This is a genomic window from Neorhizobium sp. SHOUNA12A (assembly GCF_023006505.1).
Lineage (GTDB): Bacteria > Pseudomonadota > Alphaproteobacteria > Rhizobiales > Rhizobiaceae > Neorhizobium.
In genome coordinates, this window is sequence record NZ_JALBGV010000042.1 from 1 (window position 1) to 26,183 (window position 26,183).

At 62.4% G+C, this 26,183-nt stretch carries 25 protein-coding genes; 12 read left to right on the forward strand and 13 right to left on the reverse strand.

Translation table 11 applies throughout. The features are described 5' to 3' along the window. A partial coding sequence (locus MOV63_RS18725) for an MFS transporter (RefSeq protein ID WP_247035614.1) occupies positions 1–1,012 on the reverse strand: 1,012 nt, incomplete at its 3' end. Positions 1,013–1,195: 183 nt separating this feature from the next. Here MOV63_RS18725 and MOV63_RS18730 point away from each other — a divergent pair. After that, complete coding sequence (locus tag MOV63_RS18730) at positions 1,196–2,143, forward strand: LysR substrate-binding domain-containing protein (protein ID WP_247035616.1); 948 nt, start codon at positions 1,196–1,198, stop codon at positions 2,141–2,143. 45 nt (positions 2,144–2,188) lie between these two features. Here MOV63_RS18730 and MOV63_RS18735 read toward each other — a convergent pair whose 3' ends face one another. The 3 genes from MOV63_RS18735 to MOV63_RS18745 all read right to left on the reverse strand — a co-directional run bounded on the left by MOV63_RS18735 (position 2,189) and on the right by MOV63_RS18745 (position 5,309). Next, positions 2,189–2,491, reverse strand: coding sequence for a HigA family addiction module antitoxin (locus MOV63_RS18735; protein ID WP_247035621.1), 303 nt, complete (start codon positions 2,489–2,491; stop codon positions 2,189–2,191). A 123-nt stretch (positions 2,492–2,614) separates the two neighbouring features. Next, positions 2,615–3,118 (reverse strand): GNAT family N-acetyltransferase, encoded by a 504-nt coding sequence (locus tag MOV63_RS18740; protein WP_247035622.1) that lies wholly within the window; start codon positions 3,116–3,118, stop codon positions 2,615–2,617. Between the two features lies 1 nt (position 3,119). Then, the gene (locus tag MOV63_RS18745; protein WP_247035623.1) at positions 3,120–5,309 is read right to left on the reverse strand and encodes an anthranilate synthase; all 2,190 of its coding nucleotides are present in this window, start codon (positions 5,307–5,309) and stop codon (positions 3,120–3,122) included. Here MOV63_RS18745 and MOV63_RS18750 point away from each other — a divergent pair. From MOV63_RS18750 to MOV63_RS18760, 3 genes are all read left to right on the forward strand, one after another. Then, positions 5,309–5,662 carry a hypothetical protein gene (locus MOV63_RS18750; protein ID WP_247035625.1) on the forward strand — a complete coding sequence of 118 codons (354 nt, stop codon included), beginning with the start codon at positions 5,309–5,311 and terminating at the stop codon, positions 5,660–5,662. The genes MOV63_RS18745 and MOV63_RS18750 overlap by 1 nt on opposite strands. Beyond that, entirely contained in the window at positions 5,620–6,834 is a 1,215-nt protein-coding gene (locus tag MOV63_RS18755; RefSeq protein WP_247035627.1) for an extensin family protein, read from the forward strand. Before MOV63_RS18750 ends, MOV63_RS18755 begins: the two co-directional genes overlap by 43 nt. A gap of 143 nt (positions 6,835–6,977) precedes the next feature. After that, positions 6,978–7,379, forward strand: a complete 402-nt coding sequence (locus MOV63_RS18760) for an endonuclease domain-containing protein (RefSeq protein WP_247035629.1) — start codon at positions 6,978–6,980, stop codon at positions 7,377–7,379. 118 nt (positions 7,380–7,497) lie between these two features. On the opposite strand, the gene MOV63_RS18765 is transcribed toward MOV63_RS18760, so the two are convergent. From MOV63_RS18765 to putA, 4 genes are all read right to left on the reverse strand, one after another. Then, positions 7,498–7,875: a VOC family protein gene (locus tag MOV63_RS18765; protein WP_247035631.1), complete on the reverse strand. Its 378-nt coding sequence runs from the start codon at positions 7,873–7,875 to the stop codon at positions 7,498–7,500. Positions 7,876–8,091: 216 nt separating this feature from the next. Next, positions 8,092–9,771, reverse strand: coding sequence for a formate--tetrahydrofolate ligase (locus MOV63_RS18770; RefSeq protein ID WP_247035641.1), 1,680 nt, complete (start codon positions 9,769–9,771; stop codon positions 8,092–8,094). A gap of 170 nt (positions 9,772–9,941) precedes the next feature. After that, a complete protein-coding gene (locus MOV63_RS18775) occupies positions 9,942–12,188 on the reverse strand; it encodes a TonB-dependent hemoglobin/transferrin/lactoferrin family receptor (RefSeq protein WP_247035643.1) in 2,247 nt (748 codons plus the stop codon). A gap of 400 nt (positions 12,189–12,588) precedes the next feature. Then, positions 12,589–15,711, reverse strand: coding sequence for a bifunctional proline dehydrogenase/L-glutamate gamma-semialdehyde dehydrogenase PutA (putA, locus tag MOV63_RS18780; RefSeq protein WP_405029352.1), 3,123 nt, complete (start codon positions 15,709–15,711; stop codon positions 12,589–12,591). A gap of 110 nt (positions 15,712–15,821) precedes the next feature. Here putA and MOV63_RS18785 point away from each other — a divergent pair, with 110 nt between their 5' ends. The 3 genes from MOV63_RS18785 to MOV63_RS18795 all read left to right on the forward strand — a co-directional run bounded on the left by MOV63_RS18785 (position 15,822) and on the right by MOV63_RS18795 (position 17,675). Continuing rightward, complete coding sequence (locus MOV63_RS18785; RefSeq protein ID WP_038544317.1) at positions 15,822–16,283, forward strand: Lrp/AsnC ligand binding domain-containing protein; 462 nt, start codon at positions 15,822–15,824, stop codon at positions 16,281–16,283. Between the two features lie 157 nt (positions 16,284–16,440). Continuing rightward, positions 16,441–17,166, forward strand: a complete 726-nt coding sequence (locus MOV63_RS18790) for a LuxR family transcriptional regulator (protein WP_038544319.1) — start codon at positions 16,441–16,443, stop codon at positions 17,164–17,166. A 38-nt stretch (positions 17,167–17,204) separates the two neighbouring features. Continuing rightward, a complete protein-coding gene (locus MOV63_RS18795) occupies positions 17,205–17,675 on the forward strand; it encodes a PAS domain-containing protein (protein WP_038544321.1) in 471 nt (156 codons plus the stop codon). 31 nt (positions 17,676–17,706) lie between these two features. On the opposite strand, the gene MOV63_RS18800 is transcribed toward MOV63_RS18795, so the two are convergent. The 4 genes from MOV63_RS18800 to MOV63_RS18815 form a co-directional block, all read right to left on the reverse strand. Continuing rightward, positions 17,707–18,855 carry a DUF2333 family protein gene (locus tag MOV63_RS18800; RefSeq protein WP_247035653.1) on the reverse strand — a complete coding sequence of 383 codons (1,149 nt, stop codon included), beginning with the start codon at positions 18,853–18,855 and terminating at the stop codon, positions 17,707–17,709. A 136-nt stretch (positions 18,856–18,991) separates the two neighbouring features. After that, complete coding sequence (locus MOV63_RS18805) at positions 18,992–19,930, reverse strand: hypothetical protein (RefSeq protein ID WP_247035655.1); 939 nt, start codon at positions 19,928–19,930, stop codon at positions 18,992–18,994. Positions 19,931–20,041: 111 nt separating this feature from the next. Further along, complete coding sequence (locus tag MOV63_RS18810) at positions 20,042–20,488, reverse strand: pseudoazurin (RefSeq protein ID WP_038544326.1); 447 nt, start codon at positions 20,486–20,488, stop codon at positions 20,042–20,044. 160 nt (positions 20,489–20,648) lie between these two features. Beyond that, positions 20,649–21,230, reverse strand: coding sequence for a thymidine kinase (locus MOV63_RS18815; protein ID WP_038544328.1), 582 nt, complete (start codon positions 21,228–21,230; stop codon positions 20,649–20,651). A 197-nt stretch (positions 21,231–21,427) separates the two neighbouring features. On the opposite strand from MOV63_RS18815, the gene choX reads away from it, so the two are divergent. The 5 genes from choX to MOV63_RS18840 all read left to right on the forward strand — a co-directional run bounded on the left by choX (position 21,428) and on the right by MOV63_RS18840 (position 25,674). Next, on the forward strand, positions 21,428–22,384 hold the full coding sequence (gene choX / locus MOV63_RS18820; RefSeq protein WP_405029353.1) for a choline ABC transporter substrate-binding protein: 957 nt from the start codon (positions 21,428–21,430) through the stop codon (positions 22,382–22,384). 81 nt (positions 22,385–22,465) lie between these two features. Next, a complete protein-coding gene (choW, locus tag MOV63_RS18825; RefSeq protein ID WP_038549479.1) occupies positions 22,466–23,308 on the forward strand; it encodes a choline ABC transporter permease subunit in 843 nt (280 codons plus the stop codon). Beyond that, positions 23,305–24,369, forward strand: coding sequence for a choline ABC transporter ATP-binding protein (choV, locus tag MOV63_RS18830; protein ID WP_247035663.1), 1,065 nt, complete (start codon positions 23,305–23,307; stop codon positions 24,367–24,369). Before choW ends, choV begins: the two co-directional genes overlap by 4 nt. 102 nt (positions 24,370–24,471) lie before the next feature. Then, on the forward strand, positions 24,472–25,230 hold the full coding sequence (locus MOV63_RS18835) for a HugZ family protein (RefSeq protein ID WP_247035666.1): 759 nt from the start codon (positions 24,472–24,474) through the stop codon (positions 25,228–25,230). A 123-nt stretch (positions 25,231–25,353) separates the two neighbouring features. Next, positions 25,354–25,674, forward strand: a complete 321-nt coding sequence (locus MOV63_RS18840; protein WP_038544336.1) for a helix-turn-helix transcriptional regulator — start codon at positions 25,354–25,356, stop codon at positions 25,672–25,674. A gap of 124 nt (positions 25,675–25,798) precedes the next feature. Here the strand turns inward: MOV63_RS18840 and MOV63_RS18845 are convergent, their stop codons facing one another. Continuing rightward, entirely contained in the window at positions 25,799–26,179 is a 381-nt protein-coding gene (locus MOV63_RS18845) for a response regulator (RefSeq protein WP_038588450.1), read from the reverse strand. Between the last annotated feature and the right edge of the window lie 4 nt (positions 26,180–26,183).

Below are 26,183 nucleotides of genomic sequence, written 5' to 3' on the forward strand. Positions count from 1 at the left end.
CGCCACAAATCGTCGCCGGCGCGAACCAGCGCGTCAGCAGTCCGGCGGCGATCGGCAGGACGAGGAGCGGCCCGGACAGCGCGATCATCATCCGCCCGCCGGCGATCTCGTCCATGCCCTCGATGCCGATGAACCGCACCGGCAGGAGGATGAGCAGCACCACGAATGCATAGGCCGGCGCCGCTGCCAGCAATTGCACGCCGACGAAACGCGGATAACGGAACAGCGTGAGGTCGAGCATCGGCCGCGCCACGGTCCGTTCGATCAGCACGAAGGCGAGGAAAACCAGGACGGCTACCAGAAGCATGACGATGACAAGCGGGTCGCCCCAGCCGCTTTCCGGCGCCTGGAGCACGCCGAAAGTCAGAGCGGTCAGCGCCGCGGTGAAACTGAGCGCTCCCTTCCAGTCGAGACCGGAAGCATCGGGATCGCGCGATTCCCGCATGAAGATTGCGCCGAGTATCAGTGCCACCGCCGCCAGCGCGACGACCAGCAAGAAGATTGCCGGCCAGCCGAACATGGCGATCATCCATCCCGATGCGATCGGCCCGAAGGCGAGCCCGATGCCAAAACTGGCGCCGACGATGCTGAAAGCCCTGAGCCGTGCCGTGCCGTCGAATTCCTGCGCGAGCGACGCCATGCCGCCGGAAAAGGCGGCTGCCGCGCCGATGCCCTGCAGCGCCCGCAGCACATCGAACCAGACGATATCGCCCGCGAAGGCGAGACCGATCGAAAACAGCGCGAAGATACCGAGGCCGCTCAGGAAAATTCGCTTGCGCCCATAACTGTCGGCGAGCGCGCCGGCGGCCATCAGGGTGCTGCCGAAGGAAAGCATGAAGGCATTGGTGGCCCAGTTGAGGGCAATCGGGCTGCCGCCGAGCGCACGGCTGATGGCGGGCAGGCCGACGGCCGTGCCGGTGAAGGTGAGCGGCATAGCGGCCGCCGCGCAGCAGACTGCGAACAGAACGAACAGCCGTCCGGCCGCCGTTGCAGCATGTGTGTTGTCTCTCATATCCGAGATTCCGCTGTGTTGGAGCAAAAAGAAAGGCTGGCGGCCTGGGAGAAGCCGTCACCCAAACCGATCCGGCCGGAAGGGTATCGATTGACCAACACAAGATAGTTTTGACACAATGATTAGAAAATCCTCCGTCTGTTCCTTATATGACGGAAGAAAACGCTCGAATGGGAGATGGTTATGGATCGCCTGGGTGGACTGACGGCCTTCGTGCGCACCGCTGATCTCGGCAGTTTCGTCGCAGCCGGCCGAGTGCTCGGCCTTTCGGCTTCGGCGGTCGGCAAGGCCGTCACCAATCTCGAAAAGGATGTCGGCGTCCGGCTTTTCCAGCGCTCGACGCGCAGCTTGCGCCTGACCGAAGAAGGCCGGCTGTTCCACGAACGCTGCCGTCGCGTGCTGGACGACCTGAACGATGCCGAAGCCTCGCTTGCAAGCGCCATCGCCGTGCCGCGCGGAAAACTCAGGGTCAGCGTGCCGATCGTCACCTATCATCTTCTGCTGCCGGTGCTGCCGGAATTCGTCGAGCGTTACCCCGAGATCGAACTCGATCTCGATTTCAACGACCGGGTCGTCGACCTGATCGACGAAGAGGTCGACGTGGCGATCCGCAGCGGCAACCTGCCGGACTCGCGGCTGATGTCACGGACACTCAGGCCTTTCCAGATGCTTCTCTGCGCCGCGCCTTCCTACCTGGAACGCCACGGCACTCCCGAATGCCCGCGCGAGCTCGACGGCCATCTGGCGATCCGTTTCCGCTATCCGAACAGCCGCAAGATCCAGGATTTGCCGATCACCCTGCCGCCCGAAGGCGCCGAGCCGCACCTGCGCACGGCGCTCACCTGCAACAACATGGAGGCGCTGCGCCACACGGTCATCGCCGGCCTCGGCATCGGCTGCATGCCGGATTTCCTGGCAAGGGCACCCGTCGCCGACGGCCGACTGCGGACGATCCTCGACGAACACCTCAACGCCCCCGGCCAGTTCCACCTCCTCTGGCCCTCCAGTCGGCACCTGTCGCCGAAAGTGCGGGTGCTGGTCGATTTTTTGAGCGAGAAGCTGTTTGCAGAGAGGTGCGAGAAGCTGCCGGCGACACCGGAAACTTCGTTGCTCGCGGGTGCCGCTGAATGATCCCGAGTTAGTCAGATCGACACGATCTGCGCATGGGAAAGGCTATTACGCAGCTGCTTCGTATTCCGGAATATGATCAAGCTCGCCCTTGAGGTTTTCCGCCTCAATCTTGAGATCGAAACTGTTCTGCAGGTTCAGCCAGAACTCCGGAGAGGTCCTGAAAAATTTGGCCAGCCGCAAGGCAGTATCGGAGGTGATCCCGGTCTTCTGCGCCACGATCCGCTCGATGCGGGTGCGTGGGACATTGAGCTTCTTGGCCAGCGCATAGGGCGTCATCTCCAGCGGCTCGAGATAGAGATCACGCAGGATCTCGCCAGGATGGATCGGCGGAAGGTTGCTGACGCTCATAACGGTCTCCTGTGCCGGGGCTGAACTTCTCAAAGGTATCACGGAGAGATACCAACGGAAATCGGGAGAGTTTCAGCCTCTTGACCCTGCCAGCTTATGCCTGCCGGTCCTCTGAAGTTCGGCTCACCCGAACACCACCGCCATCCCGATGCTGTCGATATACCGCCCGTCGATCCTCACCGCGTCGCGCGCCACGCCCTCGCGCACGAAGCCTACCTTTTCATAGAGCGCGATGGCCCGCAGGTTGTCGGCGTGCACATGCAACTCGACGCGGTGGAAGCCGCGGTCTCGGGCCTGCCCGACCGCGGCGCGGATCAGCCGCGTGCCGAGCCCCTTTTCGCGATAGCCGGGGATGATGCCCATGCCGAGCGTGCCGCAATGGGCATGTGTCGGCTGGGGATACCGGCGGATGTCGCACCAGCCGACCACGTCGCTGCCGGCAACGGCGACGACCTGCGGATGGCCGTTCTCGATCATGTCGAGCACGAATGTCCGCACGCTTTCGAGCGGCGGCGCCTCCAGGAAGGTCAGATATTTCCGCTCACGCGAGACCGTGTCGAGCGCCTTGTGGAAGCTTTCGATATGGTCCTCGCGGATAGAGTCGATCGCGATGGTTTCGGCCGACACCTTACGCCGCCTTGGTCTTTGCCCGCCGCGACAGATGTGCCACGACGTTTTCGATCATCCGCATGCCGGCATCGCCGCCGAGCGTCATGATCGATTCCGGGTGGAACTGCACGGCCGCCACCGGCTCCTTGACGTGTTCGATGCCCATGATCGTGCCGTCTTCGCTTTCGGCGGTGATCATGAAATCCGGATGCAGCGTCTTCGGATCGGCAAAGATCGAGTGGTAACGCCCGACGGTCACTTCCTTCGCGAGCCCCGAAAAGACGATACCCGGCTCCAGGACGCGGATGCGCGACGGCTTGCCGTGCATCGGCACCGCCAGGTGCCTCAATTCGCCGCCATAGGCTTCGGCCAGCGCCTGCAGGCCGAGGCAGACGCCGAAGATCGGCAGGCCTTTCGAGCGAGCCAGTTTGATCGTCGCCTTGCAGTCGAAATCCTTCGGATTGCCGGGCCCGGGCGAAAGCACGACGAGGTCCGGATCGAAGCGGTCGAACACCTCTTCCGGCACCGGCGTACGCACGGTCGACACCGTAGCCCCCGTCTGGCGGAAGTAATTGGCGAGCGTATGGACAAAACTGTCCTCGTGGTCGACGAGCAGGATTTTTACCCCCTGCCCCACCCGCGCCACATCGCGGCCGGCCTTCGCCGCATTGCCGGCCTTTGCATCACGGATCGCTGTCAGCATGGCGGACGCCTTCAGTTCGGTTTCAGCCTCTTCCTCGTTCGGATCGCTGTCGTTGAGCAGCGTCGCTCCGGCGCGCACTTCGGCAATGCCGTCCTTGATGCGGATGGTGCGCAGCGTCAGCCCCGTATTCATGTCGCCGTTGAAGCCGACCATGCCGATCGCCCCGCCATACCAGGCGCGCGGGCTCTTTTCGTGGTTCTCGATGAAGCGCATAGCCCACAGTTTCGGGGCGCCGGTGACGGTGACGGCCCAGGCGTGGCTGAGAAAACCGTCGAACGCGTCCATGTCGGGCCGCAGACGCCCTTCGATATGGTCGACGGTGTGGATGAGCCGCGAATACATCTCGATCTGCCGGCGGCCGATCACCTTCACCGAACCCGGCTCGCACACGCGGGATTTGTCGTTGCGGTCGACATCCGAGCACATGGTGAGTTCGGACTCGTCCTTCTTGGAATTCAGGAGCTTGAGGATCTGTTCCGAGTCGGCGATCGGATCTTCGCCGCGCTTGATCGTGCCCGAAATCGGGCAGGTCTCGATACGCCGGCCCGACACCCGCACGAACATTTCCGGCGAGGCGCCGACCAGATATTCCTGGTGGCCGAGATTGATGAAGAAGGAATAGGGCGACGGGTTGATCGCCTTCAGCCGGTTGGAGATTTCCGAAGGCTTCGAGTCGCAGCGCTCCATGAACTTCTGCCCCGGCACCACTTCGAACAGGTCGCCGCGGCGGAAACTTTCTTTCGCCTTGGTGACGAGGGCCGCATATTCGCCGGGCCGGTGGTCGCCCTTCGGCGGTATCGTATCATTGCGCTGGAAGGGATCGGGTGCGATCTCCTGGTCCTTGCCCTCGGTGGTCACGCCATCCTTGGAAAAGTCGTAGCGGTCGATCCAGGCCTTGGCGGCATGATGGTCGACGACGAGAATTTCATCGGGCAGGAACAGAACCATGTCGCGCTGGTCTTCCGGCCGCTGCATCGAAAGCTTGATCGCGTCGAACTGGAAGGCGATGTCGTAACCAAAGGCGCCGAACAGGCCGATCGCCGAATCCGCTTCCGAATGGAACAAGTCGACGATTGCCCGCAGCACGGAAAACACCGTCGGCATCTTCGAGCGCTCTTCCTCGGTGAACACGCGTGTCGGCTCGTTGACGGTGAGGTCGAGGCGCCGATCCGTGCGCTCCCCAAGCGTCAGCTCGGCCACCGTCTTCAGCTTATCCGCGACGAAACCGAGCAGCACCTCGCCGCGACCGTTGAAGGCTTCGATCCACACCCTGCGGCCATTCGAGGAGATCCCGAGTGGCGGATCGGCGATCGCCGTATCCCAGCGGGTATAACGGCCCGGATATTCGTAATTGGAGGAAAACACCGCGCCGCGCCGCTCGTCGAGCCTGTCGACATAGGAGGAGATCGCATCCGCATAAGGTGCTGCGCGCCGCTGGCGGCTGACCGCAATCCCGCCCCTCGTCTCGTAGACCTCCGAACCGTCATCCCGAATGATCGTTACCATTGTCCTGCCTCTCCAATGTCTTTGCCCGGGTGCCTGCGGCGGATAACAAAAAAGCCGCCTCGGGTTCCGGGCGGCTTGTGGTCTTGTCGATGGACATGACTGGTCAAGGCCGCGTTGAGCGTGCCGGCCACCAGTTAGCGATGTTCATCAAGTTCATCATGGGCCGAATTGTTAGCTGGGGTTTTCGAGCCGCGCAAGCAAATTTCCACGAGCCGGAAACAGAATTCTGGCGCTGCGATGCGACCAAAACCGGAGCGAGGCGTTTAGCGTCCCGCAAGGATCGAAGAAACGCAGCCGAGAAGGATACGGCATGCAGCATCCGTGGATCGCAATTCTGGCAGGCCTGCCCCTGATCATCGGAGCCGGGTTGCCGCCCGAAAGACCGATACCGCAACACTCCAACGTCCCGCCCGGCGTCGTGGAGGTGAACTTCCTGACCCGCCTCCTGCAGGACGGATCGCGCGATCGCGCGCCTCGCCGCCGCGCGTCCCCGCGATCACAGGGACGCGCTGCAATTCCCGAACCGCCGGCGCTGAAAAACGTTCCCCTACCGATCCCGAAGCCCGTCGAAGAGGTGCAGAAGCCGACCGAGGCGCTTCAACAAGCGGAACGCCCCGCCGAAAAGCCCGCCGTTCCCGAGGCACCGGCACCCGTGGCGCAGAACCGGTTGAGCGAAAATCCGGCCGAAAATCCTGAAAAGCCGCCCGTTGTCGAGCAGCCCGGTACCGCTTCCGAGCCGGCACACGAGGCCGAAGTTCCGAAGCCCCTGCCAAAGCCGGGCGCCACGGCCGCCGAGGCGCAGCCGACTGACAAACCTGGCCAGGCGGCGACGCCCAAAACGGATGCGGCAAAGCCGGAGGAGACCAAGCCGAGCGAAACCAAGCCGGACGGCAAGGAAGACGGCAAGCAACCGGACGAGCAGAAGGCCGAAGCCCCTCCGCCACCTCCGCCACCGCCGCTTGTCAAGGAAGACCCCGAAGAGCTGAAGGCCTGCCTTGCCGAACTCACCTCGCTCGGCGCGAAATTCGAAGCCACCGATCCGATCGACGAGGGCAATGGCTGCGGCATAGAGAGCCCTATCGACGTTGCCACAGTGCTGCCGGGGGTCGAGGTCGGCGGTGCGACGATGCGCTGCAAGACGGCGGTCAGTCTGGCGCACTGGCTGAAGGACACCGTCCAGCCGGCGCTCAATATCGCCATGCCTGGCCGCAGGATCACCGGCCTCGTGCCCGGCTCCACCTATGCCTGCCGCCTGCGCAACAGCGCCTCGACGGGCAAGATTTCCGAACATGCCCGCGGCAACGCCTTCGACGTCGCCGCGTTCAAGCTCGATAACGGCGAGAAGTTGGAGATGAAGCCGAGGACCGAGGACTCGACCATGGAAGGCGCCTTCCAGCGCACCGCCACTGCCGGCGCCTGCCTCCACTTCACCACCGTCCTGTCACCAGGCAGCGACGCCGCCCACCAGAACCATCTGCATCTCGACGTGCTAGAGCGGAAGAACGGATATCGGTATTGCCGGTAGGCCGTCTGCCGCCCGCCATAACGCACGCATAGCGCGCATTCCGGCCACGCAGATGTTGAGATTGAGACGGCGGCGCGGCATATTTCCTTCTCCCCGTTTCAACGGGGAGAAGGTGCTGGCAGGCGGATGAGGGGCAACTTGCGATGCGGGGACCAAAAACAAACACGACTACTCGTGCCCGCTCGTTGCGCCGTTCCGACAACGTTTCGGAGGCAAAGCTTTGGGAAGAGTTGCGCGCCCGGCGACTGAACGGATTCAAGTTCGTCCGGCAGCTTCCGATCGGTCGCTACTTTGCGGATTTTGCTTGCCGGGACCGAAAGCTGGTCATCGAGATAGACGGAAGCCAACACGCCAATAGCGACTACGACAGGCAGCGGGATCGTTTCATGAATGCCGAGGGATGGTCGGTCGCCCGGTTCTGGAATGTGGCGGTGCTGACTGAAATGGAGTCTGTGCTGGAGACCATTGTCGCGATTCTGGAGGGCAGGTTGAATGAACCTGAGGATGCGCCGGATCTGAAATTCATGCCGGCAGCCGAGGGATAGCGGCCCCTCATCCGCCTGCCGGCACCTTCTCCCCGCAAGCGGGGAGAAGGACATATGCCGCGCTGTCTCCGCTCCTCCCAATACCGCCCTGGACGCGGCCGAGGAACAAGCCAAACCTCTAACCCCGCCACCCCACCTCGATCATCACCCGGCCGGGCGCCAGGCAGTAGAAGAGGTACCCGCCGCGCATCTCCCGCGGCTCCCCCACCAGCTCGGCATCACCGTCCTTCAATTCCCGGTAGAGCCTGTCGACCTCGGCTTTCTCCGGCTGGATGAAACCGAGATGGTAGGTGACGACCCCGAGCGCCTGCTGCTCGGCCCCGCCGAATTTTTCGACCGGGTGGCTGACGACGATTTCGAGGCCGGCATCGTCGTTGAGGATGGCAAGGCCGTTCCCACCGCGCGTCTCACGCAGAGTCAGGCCGAAATGCCGGACGAGGAAGGCAGTGGTTACCGCAACGTCGGGCACGTGGATATCGATATGGTTCATACGCATCGTTTTCTCGCAAGGTTACCCCGGCGGAACGCGACGCGGAAAAGGCCACGAGAATCCGCCGAGAGCGGCACGGGATGTGCCGTTTCTCGTCGCGGGTTCTCAACGGTGGACCGAAGGATCAGAGCTTCCTTGCGGAAGGGGCCGTGCTTACCATATCCGGCCCTGCCTTTTTCGACGGACGAGCTTTAACACAAGGCGGCTCGAGCGCTCAAGCCCTCAGAACAACCCCTCCACGAAACCATCCTCGTTCAGAAAGATGCGTTCCGCGGACGGCACGCGCGGCAGACCGGGCATGGTCATGATCTCGCCGGTGATAGCGACGACAAAACCGGCGCCGGCCGAAAGCCGCACTTCGCGCACATGCACGATGTGACCCTCCGGCGCACCGCGCAAGGCGGGGTCGGTCGAGAAGGAATATTGCGTCTTGGCGATGCAGATCGGCAGGTCGCCGTAACCCTGCTCCTCCCAGGCCTTCAGCTGGTCGCGCACGCCCCGGTCGGTGGTGACTTCGCCGGCATGATAGATCTTCGAGGCGATGATCTCGATCTTTTCGAGGAGCGGCAGGTGATCGGGATAGAGCGGCTGGAATTTCGCCTGGCCGCCCTCGGCAAGCTCGACCACCTTGAGGGCAAGCTCCTCGATGCCGGCGGACCCTTCCGCCCAATGCCGGCAGACAATGCCATCGGCGCCGTGCCGCGCTGCGTAGTCCTTGACGGCGGCGATCTCATCCTCCGTATCCGAGGTGAAATGGTTGATGGCGACGACCACCGGCACGCCGAATTTCCGCACATTGGCGATATGGCGGCCGAGATTGGCAGCACCCCGCTTCAGCGCCTCGACATTCTCCTGGCCCAGATCCTCTTTTTTCACCCCGCCGTTCATCTTCAATGCCCGCACGGTGGCGACGATGACGGCCGCATTCGGCTTCAGCCCCGCCTTGCGGCACTTGATGTCGAAGAATTTTTCGGCGCCGAGATCGGCCCCGAAACCCGCTTCCGTCACCACATAGTCGCCGAGCTTCAGCGCCGTGCGCGTGGCGATCACCGAATTGCAGCCATGGGCGATATTGGCGAACGGCCCGCCATGCACAAAGGCCGGATTGTTTTCGAGCGTCTGCACCAGGTTCGGCTGCATCGCGTCCTTCAACAGTACCGTCATCGCCTTGTCGGCCTTGAGGTCGCGGGCAAACACCGGCGAGCGGTCGAACCGGTAACCGATGACGATGTCGCCGAGCCGCCTTTCGAGGTCCTTGAGGTCGGCGGCCAGGCACAGGATCGCCATCACTTCCGAGGCGACGGTGATATCGAAGCCGCTCTCGCGTGGAAAACCGTTGGCGACGCCGCCGAGCGATACGACCGTCTGGCGCAGCGCCCGGTCGTTCATGTCCATCACCCGCCGCCAGCTGATTCGCCTTGTATCCATGTTCTCGGCATTGCCCCAGTAGATATGGTTGTCGATCATCGTCGACAGCAGGTTATGGGCAGACGTGATGGCGTGGAAATCGCCGGTGAAATGCAGGTTGATGTCTTCCATCGGAATGACCTGCGCATACCCGCCGCCGGCCGCTCCACCCTTGACCCCGAAACAGGGGCCGAGCGAAGGCTCGCGCACGCAGATGACGGCCCTCTTTCCGATCCGGTTCAGCCCGTCACCGAGGCCGACGGTGGTGGTCGTCTTCCCCTCGCCCGCTGGCGTCGGGTTGATGGCGGTGACGAGGATCAGCTTGCCATCCTTCTTTCCCGAAAGCGACGCGATGAACTCCGCCCCGACCTTCGCCTTGTCGTGGCCATAGGGAGCGAGCGCCTCGACCGGGATGCCGAGCTTCGCGCCGATCTCCGTGATCGGCTTCTTTTTCGCGGCGCGTGCGATTTCGATGTCGGATCTGACCTCTGCCATAGCTTCGCTCCCCCAAGTGCTTTCGGATCAAACATGTCCTTGCGGTTATGGTTAGCGAAGGAAAGGCTATGTGAATAGCCGCAACCGGATAGCCGCCCGGAGCGTGCACAAGGAAAAGGGCGGCACGATCGCTCGCACCACCTCTCAGGCGGCCCCGCCGATGTATTGGTTCAGAACCGCTGGGTTAGAGAGAGTTTGAACGACCGGCCCGGTTCCGAATAAAAGGCAACCGGCTGGTTGGTGCTGCTTGCGGTAGTCGGGTTCACGCCGCGAACACCGACCGCGTTGTAGTAGCGCGTGTCGAAGATGTTATAGACGCCGGCCTGAATGCGAAGCCCCTTGGTCTGTTCCGGCTCCCACCAGCCCGTGAGGTTGGCAATACCGTAACCGGGCGCCTCGAAGGTATTGGTCTGGCCGTCTGGACGCATGCCGGTGGAGAAGATTCCGGTCAGCTCTGTGCCCCATGTTTCCTGATTGTAACCGACGCCGACGATGGCTTTGAACGGTGCGATCGTGCGGATGTACTCGTTCGTCCTGGTATCCCTGCCGAAGGCATAGGCGAGCGAACCATGCGTGTAGAAGCCGTTTGCGAATTCCTTGCGCACCTTTGCCTCGACGCCGGAAATCTCCACATTGCCGCGGTTGCGATAGGTGTTGATGGTACCTGGCCCGAATGGCGGGGCGGGAGATGCCCACAATGTCGTGCTCTCGACAACCTGATCGATGAAGTTCTTGTACCTGTTATGGAACAGGGTGAGCTTGCCGGTCAGGTCGGCATCCTGGTAGGTCGCGCCGATTTCGAAGCCGTTGCTGGTTTCAGCCTTGAGGGTGGGGTTGCCCACGACGATATAACCCGCCGTGGCTATGTTCGAGAACATCAGGTAGAGTTCGTTCATCGTCGGGGCGCGATAGGCCATGGACCACTGCGCGAAAAGCTGAACTTCCGGCGTCAGGTCGTATGTCGCCAACAGCTTCGGGGAGAACTGCGAACCATTGGTGCCGCTCGGATATCCAATCGGGCTGCTGTAGCCGGCATTGCCCGACAGCAACGGATCCGGATCAAAATCGTAAGCGTCGAAGCGGATGCCTGGCGTCAGCGTGAAACTGCTGTTGCCGAAAGACATCTGGTCTTCGAGATAAAGACCCAGTGACTTGCCCGTGACGTCCGGCATATCGGATTCGGAAGCCGCGGTAGAACCCGCCGTATTGGCATAAAGATATTCGTTGAAGTACTGCAGCGATGCGGCGCCACCGAAGCGAACGGTATGGTCGATGCCTCCGGTCGAGAAATCCGATTCCAGTCCGCCAATGATGCCGTAGGCGTTGTTCTGCATGCTGTCATGGCGGATATAGGTAGTGCCGTTGTTCCGCAGGCTGCCTGAGCCGGACTCCTGCGCAAGGCGCTGCCAGTAGAGAGAGAGGTTGGCGCGGCTGATCGGGGAGCCGGCTTCCGGCGCCTCGTATTCGTAGTCGAGGGACACGCGGTCGCGCTCTCTTCTTTCGTCGCCGCTATATTCACCGGTAAGGTAAGATGTGGCAGCGGTGCCGCCCCACAGCGTCCTCAGGTCGGTGTCGCTTTTCGACAGGAACCGTTCCGCTGTGATCCCGATGCGATGCCCGCCCTCGATGTCATGGCGAATCTTGAACATCAGGTTGCTCTGATCCGTCTCGGAGGGGTTGGGAACCGTCCGGGCGGATCCGTCGATATCGCGGACGCCACGATTGTCACGCTCAAGTCCGCGCTTGTAGGCGCCCTGGAAAAGGATGGAGGTGTTTTCTATCTTCTTGGCGACGGCGAGCGAACCACCGACGCTGCGATCTTCGCTGGAGGTATCTGCCTTTACGACGCCACCCCAATCTTTGTCCGGACCAATCAGGTCTTCCGGCTCCAGCGTGCGCAGAACCAGAGCGCCGCCGAGGGCGCCAGAGCCGATGCGGCTCGAATCGGCGCCGCGTACCACGTTCACTGTCGCGAGGGAGGAGAAGTCGAAGGTGGAATTCGTGCTGCTCAGGCTGGTCGTCGCCTGGCCTTCACGGGCGAAGTTCTCGAAATACTGGATCGGGATGCCATCGACGAGGGTCACGACGCGAGCGCCGCCAAGACCGCGAAGGAAGAGACCGCCGGGCTTTCCGGGCTTGGTATCGACATAGTCAACGCCCGCTTCGGTGGTTCTCCCCAGGTCCTGCAGGTTTACGATATCCCGCTTGCGGATATCTTCCGCCGTGGTCTGGCTCGCAAGCGGCGTGTCTGCGGCTAGGCTGCCCGCCTTCACCCGTTTCCCCTTGAGCACGATCGGCTTCAGCGTCGTGTCCGTCTGGGGCTGTGCGGCCTGCTGGGCGGCCGCGCCGCAGGCGAGGGAAAACACCGCGAGCGCGGTGCAGGTGGCAAGGGTGGATCGCAGACGTCGCGTGACCATGACTGTCCTTTCAACAGGGCACACGAAACCGTCGGCACGCGCGAACGCACCGGAAAGGCGGCGGCCCTTTTTCAATTCTGGCAAGAATGTGGCGGGAGGCAGGAAATGCCTTATTCATGCCATTAGAAAACATGAGTGTTATTGTCAATTATTAAAACATGACTCTAATGATCATATTTATGCGAGGCTGGTCCGATGGCAAAAATACAACAGGACTGAATGCAAAAAAGGCCCGGATCGCTCCGAGCCTTTTGGTTCTGGGTAGTCGCGCCGTCCGCGGGGGGCAAGAGATGGTCTGCCGCATCTGGCTCCAAAACGCCCCCGGCGCTTCGCTTTCGCTCGGCGCGTTCGACGCTCAAAACGCTCCACTGGAGTGTTTTGCCGGCTGCGCCGTCGCGTCTCACCCCTCCCCGATGGCGATCAGGCTGGCGTTGCCGCCGGCGGCAGCGGTGTTGACCGAGATCACCTGCTCTTCGGCAAACCGCATCAGGTAGGCGGGGCCGCCCGCCTTGAAGCCGGTGCCGGAAAGGCCGGAGCCGCCGAAGGGCTGGGTGCCGACCACGGCGCCGATCATGTTGCGGTTGACATAGACATTGCCGGTATCGAGCGCCTCCGTCACCTTGCGGATCGTCGCCTCGATGCGGCTGTGGATGCCGAGCGTCAGGCCGTAGCCTGTCGCGTCGATCGCCGAAAGCACCTTGTCGAACTCCTTCGCCTTCCAGCGCACCACATGCAGGACCGGACCGAACACTTCCTTGGTCAGCACTGAGGCGCTGTCGAGTTCGATGATGTGGGGGGCGAAGAAATTGCCGGTCTGCGGCGCCCCCCCGGCGTAACGTATCTTCTGCTTTCTCGCCAGCATGTCCGCGACGTGATCGGCCAGCATTTGTCTCTGGTTCTCGTCGATGATCGGCCCGACATCGGTATTCTGTTTCGCCGGGTCGGCGAGATTGAGCTCGGCCGCCGCCCCCTCAATCATCTTCAGCATGCCGTCGGCGATATCCTCCTGCAGAAAAAGGATGCGCAGCGCCGAGCAGCGCTGACCGGCGGAGCGGAAGGCAGAAACAACCACGTCGTCCGCCACCTGTTCCGAAAGCGCCGTCGCATCGACGATCATCGCGTTGATGCCGCCGGTCTCGGCGATAAAGGGCACGATCGGCCCGTCCTTGGCGGCCAGCGCCCGGTTGATCGCATGCGCCGTCTTCGTAGAGCCCGTGAAGGCGATGCCGGCGAGCTTGCGATGCGCGGTGATCGCCGAGCCGACATCCGGGCCGCCCGGCACCAGCGCCAGCACCTCGGCCGGAACCCCTGCCTGGTGGAACAGCTTGATCGCCTCATGGGCGATCAGCGGCGTTTGTGGCGCCGGCTTTGCGACGACCGTATTGCCGGCCACCAGCGCCGCCGAAATCTGCCCGAGGAAAATCGCCAGCGGGAAGTTCCACGGCGAAATACAGCCGAACACGCCGCGGCCGCGCCAAAAATGGCGGTTGTCCTCGCCGGTCGGTCCCGGCATCAGGCTCGGCATGGCGAACAGCTCGCGGCCCTTGTCGGCGTAGTAGCGGCAGAAATCCACCGCCTCGCGGATTTCGGCGATCCCGTCATCCAGCGTCTTGCCGGCCTCGGCAGCAAGCAGCGCCAGCAGCCGGTCGCGGTTTTCCTCCATCAGCCCGGCGGCCCGCTCCAGGCAGGCAGCGCGGATTTCCACCGGCTGGCGCGACCAGGCCCGGAAAGCCTTGGCCGCAGCCGTGAAGGCTGCATCCACATCTGCCGGCGTCGCATCGCGCACGGTGCCGACGATCTTCGAACGATCTGCCGGCGAGCGAACCGGCTTTTCCTCCGCCTTGGAGGTGACGCCCGCCGCCAACGGCCCCGCCTTTACCTCGCCCCACGATTTGGAGACGCTCGCCATCAACCGCTCGAGCTCGACCCGGTGGCCGAATTCGAAACCGGCGCTGTTCTTGCGCCGGCCGTAGATGTCGGAGGGAAGCGGGATCTGCTTGTGCCGGGCGCTGATGCCGTCATCGAGGCCAAGCCGCGCGGCCGGCCGTTCGAGCAGCTTTTCGACCGGAACCTGCTTGTCGCCGGCAACCGCCACGAAGGAGGAGTTGGCGCCGTTTTCGAGAAGCCGGCGGACGAGATAGGCGAGCAGGTCGCGATAACCGCCGACCGGCGCATAGATGCGGCAGGCGATGCGGTCATTGCTTTCCAGCAGATCGTCGTAGAGCGCCTCTCCCATTCCGTGCAGCCGCTGGAATTCGAAGCCGGTGCGGTCCGGGCCGGCAAGCTCCAGGATGGTCGAGACGGTCAACGCGTTATGGGTCGCAAATTGCGGAAAGATCCGCGCCCGCTTGGCGAGAAGCTGCTGAGCGCAGGCGAGATAGGCAAGATCTGTCGCCGGCTTGCGGGTCCAGACCGGATAGTCCTCGATCCCCCGCTCCTGCGCCCGCTTCACCTCGGTGTCCCAATAGGCGCCCTTGACGAGCCGCACCATCATCCGCCGGCCATGCGTGGTGCAGAGTTGGTCAATATAGTCGATCACCGCCGGAGCCCGCTTCTGATAGGCCTGGATCGCCAGGCCGAACCCGTCCCAGCCGGCTAGCGACGGATCGGAGAAGGTAGCGGCGATCACATCGAGCGACAGTTCCAGCCGGTCGGCCTCTTCCGCGTCGACAGTGAAGTTGAGCTGGTGTTCCTTGGCCATCCGGGCGAGATCCAGAAGGTCGGGTACCAGTTCAGCCATCACCCGGTCATGGTGGGTGGCGAGGTAGCGCGGATGCAGCGCCGAAAGTTTGACGGAAATGCCCATCCGGTCGGGAAGCTGCCTGCCCTTACCGTGTTTTTTCATATGCGCACCGATCGACTGGATCGCATCGGCATAGGAGCGGAAATAACGCTTGGCGTCTTCTGCCGTGCGGGCGCCCTCGCCCAGCATGTCGAAGGAATGGCGGTAGCCTTTCTCCTCGCTCTTGGCCGCGCGCACTAGTGCATCCTTCATCGTCTCGCCGAGCACGAAATGGTGGCCGAGGAAACGCATCGCCTGCTTGGTGGCGGTGCGCACGGTCGGCAGGCCGACGCGCTTGACGAGGCCGCGCAGGATTCCCTCGGGCGTCTCGCCCGGGCCGATGACGCGCGCCGAAACCGCAAGCGCCCAGGCGGAGGCCGACACGAACCAGCTTTCGCCGGAGGCCTCATGAGTGCTCCAGCCACCTTCGCGCAGCTTGTCCTCGATCAGCCGGTCCTGGGTCAAGGCATCGGGCACGCGGAGCAGCGCCTCGGCAAGCACCATCAGCGCCAGCCCTTCCCGGGTCGAAAGCCCATATTCGCGCAAGAAGTCCTCGACGCCGCCGACCTTGCCGGCCCCGTCGCGGATGGCATTGACCATCCGCCGCGCCCGCTGGTCGATCGCCGCGTCCTGCGCCGACGTGAAGCTGGTGCGGGCGGCGAACTGCCGGATCAGCCGGTCGTCGTCACCGGCATAGGGCGCATTGAAGGGAATGAAGGGCTCGGTCAGAATCTGGCTCATAGGCATCTCCGTTTCATTCTCTCCATAGCGGGAATTTCCTGGTGATTTCGGCGGATTTTTATGACATTAACGGAATATCTCACGGCAACTCTGACAAAATGTAGCGAAACATGAAGGACATCGACCGTCTCGACCGAAAAATCCTCCGGGCGCTCCAGAAAGAGGGGCGCCTGAGCAACCTCGAACTCGCCGATCGCGTCTCGCTTTCACCCACGGCGACCGCCGAACGGGTCAAGCGGCTGACCCGCGAAGGATACATCACCGGTTATAGCGCTTTGCTGTCGCCGGAAAAGCTCGGGCGCAATCTGCTCGTCTTCGTACAGGTCAAGCTCGACCGCACCACGCCCGACGTTTTCGACGCATTCGCCGCCGCGGTGAAGCGCAGCGACGACGTGATGGAATGCCACATGGTGGCAGGCGGTTTCGATTATCTGGTGAAGGCACGCGTCGCCGGAATGGAAGCCTACCGGCAGTTCCTCTCGGAGGTGATTCTCCCGCTTCCGGGGGTCAGGGAAACCCACACTTATGCTGTCATGGAGGAAATTAAGGGAACCGGATATATCCCCGTATAAATCTTGACCCCGTAACTCCATGAATTCATGGAAATAAAGTGAGCCTATATCGGAAAACATAGCGGTTTCTGTTGCAACGCAGGAAATTTCGCTGGCTATTCAAACCGATTTGTATATTTGTTAACGATTACATAAACCATCTGTCAGCTTCGCCCGCATGATCACTTTGGAACGGCAATCGATTCTGAACAGCGAGATTTCCGCCGCGGATTCGCGGCTGGAAATATTTGCTGCCATGAAGCGCGTTGCCCACGAGTTCGGGTTTCGGCATATTACGCTTTTCACCGCCACCAGGGCGGATGAGACGCTTTTGTCGCGGATGATCGTCGAGACGACGCTGCCCGCAAGCTATGTCCAGGAATTTGACCGCCGCCGCCTTTTGAAGCTTTGTCCGGTCGCGCCGATCATCTCGAAATCGGCCCTTCCCTATTGTTGGTCGATCGACGATCCCGAAAGCGTGCGCGGTTTTCCGGTGCCGGTCGAGATGGACGAGTTGCAGCGCCGCTACGACATCATCACCAGCGTCGCGATGGCGGTGCATTCGATCGATGGCGGCCGCTTCATGCTGCGCTTCGACGGCGTCCGGCATCGGCTGAGCCAGGTGGAGCTCAACGAGATCGGCATGATCGTGCTGCATGCCTTCGATGTCTTCGACAAGATCCGCCGCAGTGCCAAGACCGGCACCGCCGGCCCCCTCACCACCCGCGAACTGGAGGTCGTCCGCTGGACGGCACAGGGCAAGACATCCTCCGAAATCGGACGGATTCTCTCGCTCTCGGACCACACCGTTAACGCATATATGACCAATGCCATAAAGAAACTGGATTGCGTCAACCGCACCCAGTTGGTAGCTAAGGCTCTGAGATTGAGACTCATAGTGTGAGGTTGGGGCGTTATCTCCCGGCCTATGGGAGAAAAAGATTGACGTTTTGGGTCGAACACACCGAAAAACGCGTCAATACTCAATACAAGGAAGTGGGGCTCTCGGCTGACGAGGTGGTGGAACTCGCCTCGGCCTTCCGTTTTTACGGTTATTGGCGGATCGACCTGGACACCGGCCACTTTTTCGCGACGGAGGATGTCTGTCGCATCCTGGGCCTGGAGCCCAAGGACGGTCCCATGAACATGGTCGCCATCACCGCGCGAATCCACCCTGACGACATGCCGCAGCTGATGGAGACCTTCGAGCGCGCCAGCGGCGAACGCCTGACCTATCACAACATCTACCGCGTCAAGGCCGATGCCGAGCACTACAAATATGTTCGCAGCGTCGGCAAGTTCCGCGACAAGCCCGGCACGAGCGGCGAGGTCGTCGGCATGACCTACGAGTTCTTTGCCGAACGTCCAGGCGTGACGTTCTTTCTCGACGAACCAAGTCTCCCGAAAACCTGAACCCCTAAAAACCCAACCGGCGCCAGCCGGCTTACCGGTCGAGCACCGAGCGCAATTCCACCAGGTTCGAGCGAACCCTGAGCGTGTAGAAACCCATCACCGCCAGATGGCTCGGCATGATCCAGCCGTCTTCGCGGCCGTTGGAGATGATCGCCGGCTGGATGCGCAGCGCCGACTTGAACTGCGACAGCGTGTCGGTCCACAGCGGCCCGATATTGCGCTCGCGGATCACCTGGGAAAAATCCGCCCCTGCCGCTGCAAGCACCGCATAATAGCCGTAGAGCTGGCCGTAGGCGAACCAGAAGCGGTCGTCGGCACGCGTATCGAACCAGCCGGCATTGTAGTTCTCCGAGCGCTCCCGCAGGATCGCCGACGTGCCGCCGAGATCGTTGGCGATCCGGTCGATGAACTGGATCAGGTTGTCGGCGCGGCCGTCGAAGGTCGCGTTGCAGGAGGTCAGATCGGTATTGAACGCCCTCAGCTTGCTGATCGCCGCGCGATAATAGCTTGGGGTCGGGGTCTTCGGCCCAAAGGGGCTAAGCCCGAAATACCAGGAAAATTCGTCGAACTGCAGGTTGCCGCGGGCGTCCTGGAGGTTGTTGTTGATGCTCGACGTGCCCCGCACGCGCCCAAGCGAATCGACGAGTTCCGTCGAGGTGCGGCGCACCGCCTGGTTGACGCCGCGCTGGAAGGAGGCCTTGTTGTCGAGGAAAGGCGTGTGATCCCAGTCGATGCCGAAGAACCCGAGCCGGTAGAGCAGCATCGAGGAGATCCAGGCATTCTGGTTGACGTTCATGTCGGTGAGATCGGCGGCCGCGTCGACGATCGCCGACGACTGGCATTGTTTCGCGCCGGTCGCCGGAGCGGTCGCGTTGGCGCTTGCAGGGGCCGTTGCGGGCAATTCCTGGCCGGCCGGCACGTTGCGCTCCGACCAGCGGTAGCTGTCGACGAAATTCGGGTTGAAATTGGTCCAGACCTGCGTCTGCCAGAAGAAGTAGCCGTAGAGCCCGATCATCAGCACCAGGAAGGCGAGGATCGGCCCTTTCACCATCCAGTGGCGCTGGCGGTACCAGCCGTGCGCTGCCATGAATGGCCAGACGATCCAGGCGATCAACAGCCCTATGCCTCGCCCGACGGCCTGGCCGATTCCTTGAAAAAAGGCGGTAATCCGGTCGAGCATCGCTGTCTCCTCGTGAGGCGGGGTGCATCCGATTGGGCTTGGCTCACACATATGTGCTCGGCGTCACAAGCACAACGGGGCGCAGCGTTTCGTCGCAACCGCAAGAAACGAATGCCTAGCCGGCTTCTCAAGGGCCCTATCGGGACCGGACGAACTTGAACCCGGCAATCGCCGGCAGTCGAAAGCCGCCTTGCCCGCCACCGGCTTTTGCCGCCTCCCCGGGGACCTCGGCGGGAAATCGCTCGGCAAAGGCCTGGTCGGCGCGATGCCGCCGCCGGTCGAGCCCGTGCAATGTCAGCATGCCGTTTGCGAAACGCCCGACCTCGGGCACCAGATGCGGAAAAAGTTCGGGCTTCAGGCCGGCATCGCCATGCCCCCCGGCATCGGCAACCACCCGGTAGAGGATGAGCAGGTTTTCCGTATCGCCGATCAGCTTGTGCAGGAGGATGTTGCAGGTGCCTATCCGCGCGTTCAATCCTGCGACAAAGTCCTGAAAGACCTGGATCGCCGGCTCCGTGCGGCCGACCAGGTCCGTGCCTGTCGTCGCAACACCGTCCACGCCGCGCAGCTTTTCGGTGATCTCCGGGCGGTGGTCGATGAACGTCACCAGGTCGCCTTCGCTCTCCCTGCGTTGTCCAATCAGGAAGTCCCGCTCCTGCCGCACCAGACCGGCCAGTAGGTCGGCACGCCGCAGGAGCTCGCCCAGCCGGTTGAGCGGTGCGGGGCTGCGCCAGCGCGCTCGTTGCCGGCGGTGTCTGGCAGCCCCGGAAACGTAGCCGATCAGCGTTTCGAAGCGCGTCGGCACCTCCCGATCGTCGAATTCCTGGGCGCAGATGCCGATCTCTGCTGCCAGATCTGCGACCAGCCGGGCTGTTGCCGACTCGATCGCCTGCCGCTCGGGCCGCTCCGCCGTCAGCCGCTCGGCTTCCGCCGCCAGCTTCTCCTCGTCCGGCAGGGCGAGATCCCGCGCGGTTTCGGCAAGCAGCGTTGAGACCGGGGCGAGCGCATCGCGCATTGCGGCCAGCACGCTGCCGATCCGTTCGATCTCGCTGTCGAAATTCCCAGGTGCCGCCACGCCCATTCTCCCGCCGTCTGAGGACCAAGATAACGCCGCTGCAGAATTATGCCACGCCGTCCCGGCTCGATTGCCGGAAAAATCGGAAGGCGGCAAAAAGTCCTGGAAAGATCAGAGCTTCAGCTTGGCGATCTCCGCATCAAGCCGGTCTTTTGCCTTTTTCGGCATCTTGGCAGCCTTCACCGCGTCGAGATTGGCCGGGGCGTCGCCGACGACGATCACCGCGACCATGCCCATGCCGAAATGCGGCGTGCATTTGAAGACGTAGACGCCCGGCTTGTCGGCGGTAAAGGAAACTTCCTGGCTGATCTTGCCTTTGATTTCGGCCACCCCTTCCGGCACTAGGCCGGGCATCGAAACCACGTCATGCCCCTTGTCAACCGGCACGAACTTGATCGTATCGCCCGGCTGCGCCTTCACGGCCGCCGGCTCGAACACCATGGCCTCGCCGTCGCTGCCCTTGTTGAGCATCTTCACCTCGATTTCGGCGCTGAAGGCCGGCAGGGCGAACAGGGCGAGGCTGGTGGCAAGGGTAAAGGTTTTGGTGGTCTTGCGCATGCGGGGAACTCCAGCTGGGAACCACCGCCCCGTCAGGCCGGGACGTTTCGGATGTGATACATAAATATGTTTCCGGCCGCAGACTTTGACCAGCATCAATTTTGCCGCGCCGCCGCCGTCTTCCGTTGCGTACGGTGAACGGAGGTTTAAATTCCGAGCATCAATCGCAATGCATCTGATCTTCCCAATGCCGCCGGCAGAGCGAAACATATTTTTCGCTGCCGCCGACATCGACCTGGGCACCTTCGCGCACCAGCTTGCCGTCCTCGTCGAGCCTCACCACCATGGTCGCCTTGCGCCCGCAATGGCAGATGGTGCGCACCTCGCGCAGCTCGTCGGCGATCGCCAGCAGTTCCAGCGAGCCGGGAAACAGCTTGCCCTGGAAATCGGTCCTCAAGCCATAGGTCATCACCGGGATGCCGACCCGGTCGGAAATCCGGGCGAGCTGCCAGACCTGCTCGGGCGACAGGAACTGCGCTTCGTCGACGAACACGCAGGCGATCGGCTCCTCCCGGTGCATCGCCTCGATGCCCATAAAGAGATCGTCGGACGGCTCGAACGGAATGGCGTCGGAGGAAAGCCCGATCCGCGAGGCCACTCGGCCCCGGCCGGCGCGGTCGTCCAGCGACGCCGTGAAGATCGCCGTGCGCATGCCGCGCTCCCGGTAGTTATAGGAAGCCTGCAGCAGCATGGTCGACTTGCCGGCGTTCATCGTCGCGTAGTGGAAATAAAGCTTGGCCATATCTGCCTTCTGATCGCGATCGGGATTCGAAAAAAGCGGGTTTTGCCGAAAACCACAGGAAACTGTAGACTGCGCAACGCTGGGCGAGAAAGTCACAAATGTCGCAAATGCACCCCATTGTCCGCCGCGAATGCGCGCGCTTGCCTCGTCGCAGCATATATTGATAATGGCGGGAACCAAAAAAACGGGAGCAGCCCATGCGCATGACTACCTCACTGAAGACCACGCTCGTCGCTGCCGCATCGATCCTCGCGATCGTCGGCACGGCATCCGCCGCCGAACCGGAAGCCTGCAAGACCGTCCGAATCTCGGACGTGGGCTGGACCGACCTTGCCTCGACCAACGCATCCTTCATCCAGGTCCTCGAGGCCCTCGGCTACAAGGCCGACGTCAAGACCCTCGGCGTCCCGGTCACCTATTCTTCGATGAAGAACAAGGATATCGACCTCTTCCTCGGCAACTGGATGCCGGCGCAGAAGGACGCGCTGCAGCCTTATCTCGACGACAAGTCGATCGAGAGCATCGCCGTCAATCTTGAAGGCGCCAAGTACACGCTCGGCACCAATGCCGCCGGCGCCAAGCTCGGCATCAAGGACTTCAAGGATATCGCCACCCACAAGAAAGAACTGGACGGCAAGATCTACGGCATCGAGCCGGGCAACGAAGGCAACGGCATGATCGTTTCGCTGATCGATGCCAACACATTCGGCCTCAAGGGTTTCCAGGTCGTCGAATCCTCCGAGCAGGGCATGCTGACCCAGGTCACCCGCGCCGACAAGGACAGCAAGCCGGTCGTCTTCCTCGCCTGGGCGCCGCATCCGATGAACGTCGCCCATGAGATCACCTATCTCGCCGGCGGCGACGCCACCGTCTTCGGTCCGAACTACGGCGGCGCGACGGTCTATACCGTGGCGCGCGGCGGTTTTGTCGCCCAATGCCCGAATCTCGGCAAGCTCCTCAAGAACGTGAAGTTCTCGCTCGACATGGAAAACACCATCATGGGCAAGATCCTCAACGACAGCGAGGATGCCAACGCCGCGGCCAAGACTTGGCTGAAAGCCAATCCGAAGGTCATCGAGCCGTGGGTTGCCGGCGTCACCACCTATGACGGCAAGGACGGCCTTGCCGCTGTCAAGAAGGCGCTCGGCCTCTAACAGTCCCGAAAATGTTTCCGGGGCGGCGCACCGCCTGCCCCGGAGCCCGCCCTTTCTCTCCCTATGGACGGCAGTTTTCTCGTGGATTGGATCGCAGACCATCGAATACCTATAGGTTCCTGGGCGAAGGCGGTCGTTGACTGGTTGACGGCGAATGCCGACTGGTTTTTCGACTGGCTTTCCTCCGTTCTCTTGGCCGTGATCGACGGGCTTTTGTGGTGTCTTGCGACACCGCATCCGCTGTTCGTCATGGCCGCCATGACCGGGCTTTCCTGGTGGCTGCGCCGTTCCCTCGTGCTCGCAGCCTTCACCTTCTTCGGCCTGCTCCTGATCTTTAACCAGGGCTACTGGAAAGAGACGACCGAAACGCTGGCCCTGGTGCTCGCATCGACCGCCGTCAGCATGGTGGTCGGCGTGCCGCTCGGCATTGCCGCTGCCCGACGCCAATGGTTCTACGAAGCCATGCGGCCGGTCCTTGACCTGATGCAGACACTGCCGAGCTTCGTTTACCTGATCCCGGCGCTGATCCTCTTCGGCCTCGGCATGGTTCCGGGCCTGATCGCCACCGTCATCTTCGCGATCCCGGCGCCCATCCGCCTCACCCGCCTCGGCATCGTCTCGACCCCAAGCTCGCTTCGGGAAGCGGCGGTCGCCTTCGGCGCCACTCCGTCGCAGATCCTGCGCAAGGTGGAACTGCCCTACGCGATGCCGCAGATCATGGCCGGCCTCACCCAGACGATCATGCTTTCGCTCTCCATGGTCGTCATCGCCGCCCTGGTCGGCGCCAACGGCCTCGGCGTACCGGTGCTGCGGGCACTGAATACCGTCAACGTCGCGCGCGGCTTCGATTCAGGCCTGTGCATCGTCATCCTGGCGATCATCCTCGACCGCATGTTCCGCACATCGACGGGAGACGGCCAATGACCGCCCAGAAAACCGATTGCGTCGTTTTCGACAATGTCGACATCGTCTTCGGCGACAAGCCGGAACGGGCGCTGGCGATGGTCGACCAGGGCAAGACCCGCGATGAGATCAGTGCCGCGACCGGCATCGTCCTTGGCGTCGCCAATGCGTCGCTCACCATCCACGAGGGCGAAATCCTCGTCCTGATGGGCCTGTCCGGCTCGGGCAAATCAACGCTGCTGCGCGCCGTCAACGGGCTGGCCCCGGTCGTGCGCGGCAATGTCAGCGTCGCCACGTCCTCGGGCCCGGTCGATCCCTACAAGTCGAGCCCCAAAGTGCTGCGGGATCTGCGCATGCACACGGTCTCGATGGTCTTCCAGCAGTTCGGCCTTCTCCCCTGGCGCACGGTCGCTGAAAATGTCGGCTTCGGGCTGGAGCTTGCCGGCGTTGCGGATGCCGAGCGTGCCAAGCAGGTCAACGAACAGCTCGAACTGGTCAATCTGACGAAATGGGCAGGCCGCAAGGTCGGCGAACTGTCCGGCGGTATGCAGCAGCGCGTCGGCCTTGCCCGCGCCTTTGCGACCGGTGCGCCGATCCTGCTCATGGACGAGCCCTTCTCGGCGCTCGATCCGCTGATCCGCACCCGCCTGCAGGACGAGCTTCTCGAATTCCAGCGGCGGCTGAAGAAGACCATCCTCTTCGTCAGCCACGATCTCGACGAAGCCTTTCGGATCGGCAATCGCATCGCCATCATGGAGGGCGGGCACATCATCCAATGCGGCACGCCACAGGAGATCGTCCGGGCGCCGGCCGACCAGTATGTCGCCGATTTCGTGCAGCACCTCAACCCGATCAGCATGCTGACCGCCGGCGACGTGATGCGGGCCGGCGTAAGCACCACGGCAGGTACCACGACTGTCGCTGGCACCGCGCTGTCGACAACGCCGCTCGTCGATATCCTCGATGCACTGTCGCGTCAGCCGGGCGCCATCGGGGTGGTCGACAACGGCACGATCATCGGCACCATTTCGTCCGATGACGTGATTGCCGGCCTGACCCGTCATCGCCGACGCGACGGCTGATAAGCTGAGCCGCAAAATCACCTTTCGTTTAGTGTCGCCGGATGGTATGCCGACGGCTGAGCCGGGTCGCTTTCCCGGCAACTGAACAAGGAGAGGGAAGCGTTGGCGGACGAACAGCAGACCGGGAAGACCGACAGGCCGCAGGTGCTGCGTGACACCGACGACGAGGCCCGCCGGCTTGCCCGCACGCTGGTCCGTGGAGCGCGTCACATGGCGCTGGCGGTCCTCGATCCGGAAACCGGTTTCCCCTCCGCCAGCCGAGCCCTCACCGGCACCGATGTCGACGGTGTGCCGGTCATTCTCGTCTCCGGCCTCTCCGGCCATACGAAAGGCCTCATCGCCGACCCGCGCTGCTCGCTTCTGGCCGGCGAACCGGGCAAGGGCGATCCGCTCGCCCATCCCCGGATCACCGTTCAATCTCTCGCCGAGGGCGTCGCCCGCGATACGCCCGAACATGCACGCATACGCCAGCGTTTTCTGGATCGTCATCCCAAGGCGGCATTGTATGCAGATTTCGGTGATTTCCGCTTTTTCCGAATCACTCCACAGGCAGCATCCCTGAACGGAGGATTCGGCCGTGCATACATGCTGACTGGATCTGACCTCGTGATTCCCGAGCCGGGAATCACGGCGGAGTGGCTGGACCTCCAGGAAAATGTAAAAAATATGACCGAGCAGGCTCAGAAATTTGCTGCCCATATCGGCACGGAAAACGGGAAACTCTGGCGCTTCGGAGGCGTCGATCGAGCGGGAATCGACCTTATTGCGGGGGATTTTCAACTCAGGCACGAATTCGAGGTTCTTGCAAAGACTCCCGAAGCCGTTCTTGATTATGTTTTTGAGATCACTAAAATACGATAACTGGTTACCTGAAATTTAGGGATATACAATCCCTTTTGCTCCTTGCTAATTTTCACCCATAGGACGATGGGCCGGATTTTGAAGCCGGGGGCCGCTTTGGAATACGAGGGGAATTTAAAACGTATGGATACGATGGCACTATCTGAGCATTCCAACGCGGCCGCAGGCCTGCTGTCGGCCATGGCCAACCCGAAACGGTTGATGATCCTGTGCTGCCTGGTAAAGGGCGAAGTCGCCGTGGGTGCGCTCGCGTCGCAAGTTGGCCTCAGCCAATCTGCGCTGTCTCAGCACCTCTCCAAGCTGCGGGCTCAGAAGCTGGTGAAGACCCGCCGCGATGCGCAGACCATTTATTACTCCAGCTCGTCCGAGTCGGTTCTCAAGGTCCTTGAAACGCTGGAAGAAATCTACTGCGCTCCGGTGCAGAAGAAATCCGCAGCCGCGTAGGAATGACAGCGCTGACATAGCATCACGCTGACCCGCCTCAGCGGCCGGCATAACGCCGGCGGCTGGGGCATTTCCATGCCCGCCTGCCGACCGGATATGACGCTCCGGATCCGCGCGACCACGCCTAATGCGAGGCCATGCGACGCAGCGTCGCGGTCACCTTCTGCCAATCGTAGGGTTTGGAAAAGAACACGCTGCGGTCGGGCAAGTCTTCCTCGCTCAAGCGGACCTGTCCCGAAACGATGATGATCTCGATCGGTGGCCAGCGGTCGCGCACGGCAGCCGCCAGCTTCATGCCGTTCATGCTGCCCGGCATGTCGATATCGGTAAAAACGATCCGGATATCCGTGCGCGTTTCCAGGATCGTCACCGCCTCATCGGCGTCGGCTGCCTCGACCGCCTCGAATCCTGCATCCTCCACGAGGTCGATTGCCATCATGCGCAGGATGGGCTCGTCCTCGACAACGAGGACAGCCTGTTTTTTTGGCGGTGCGGATCGTCCCATCCGG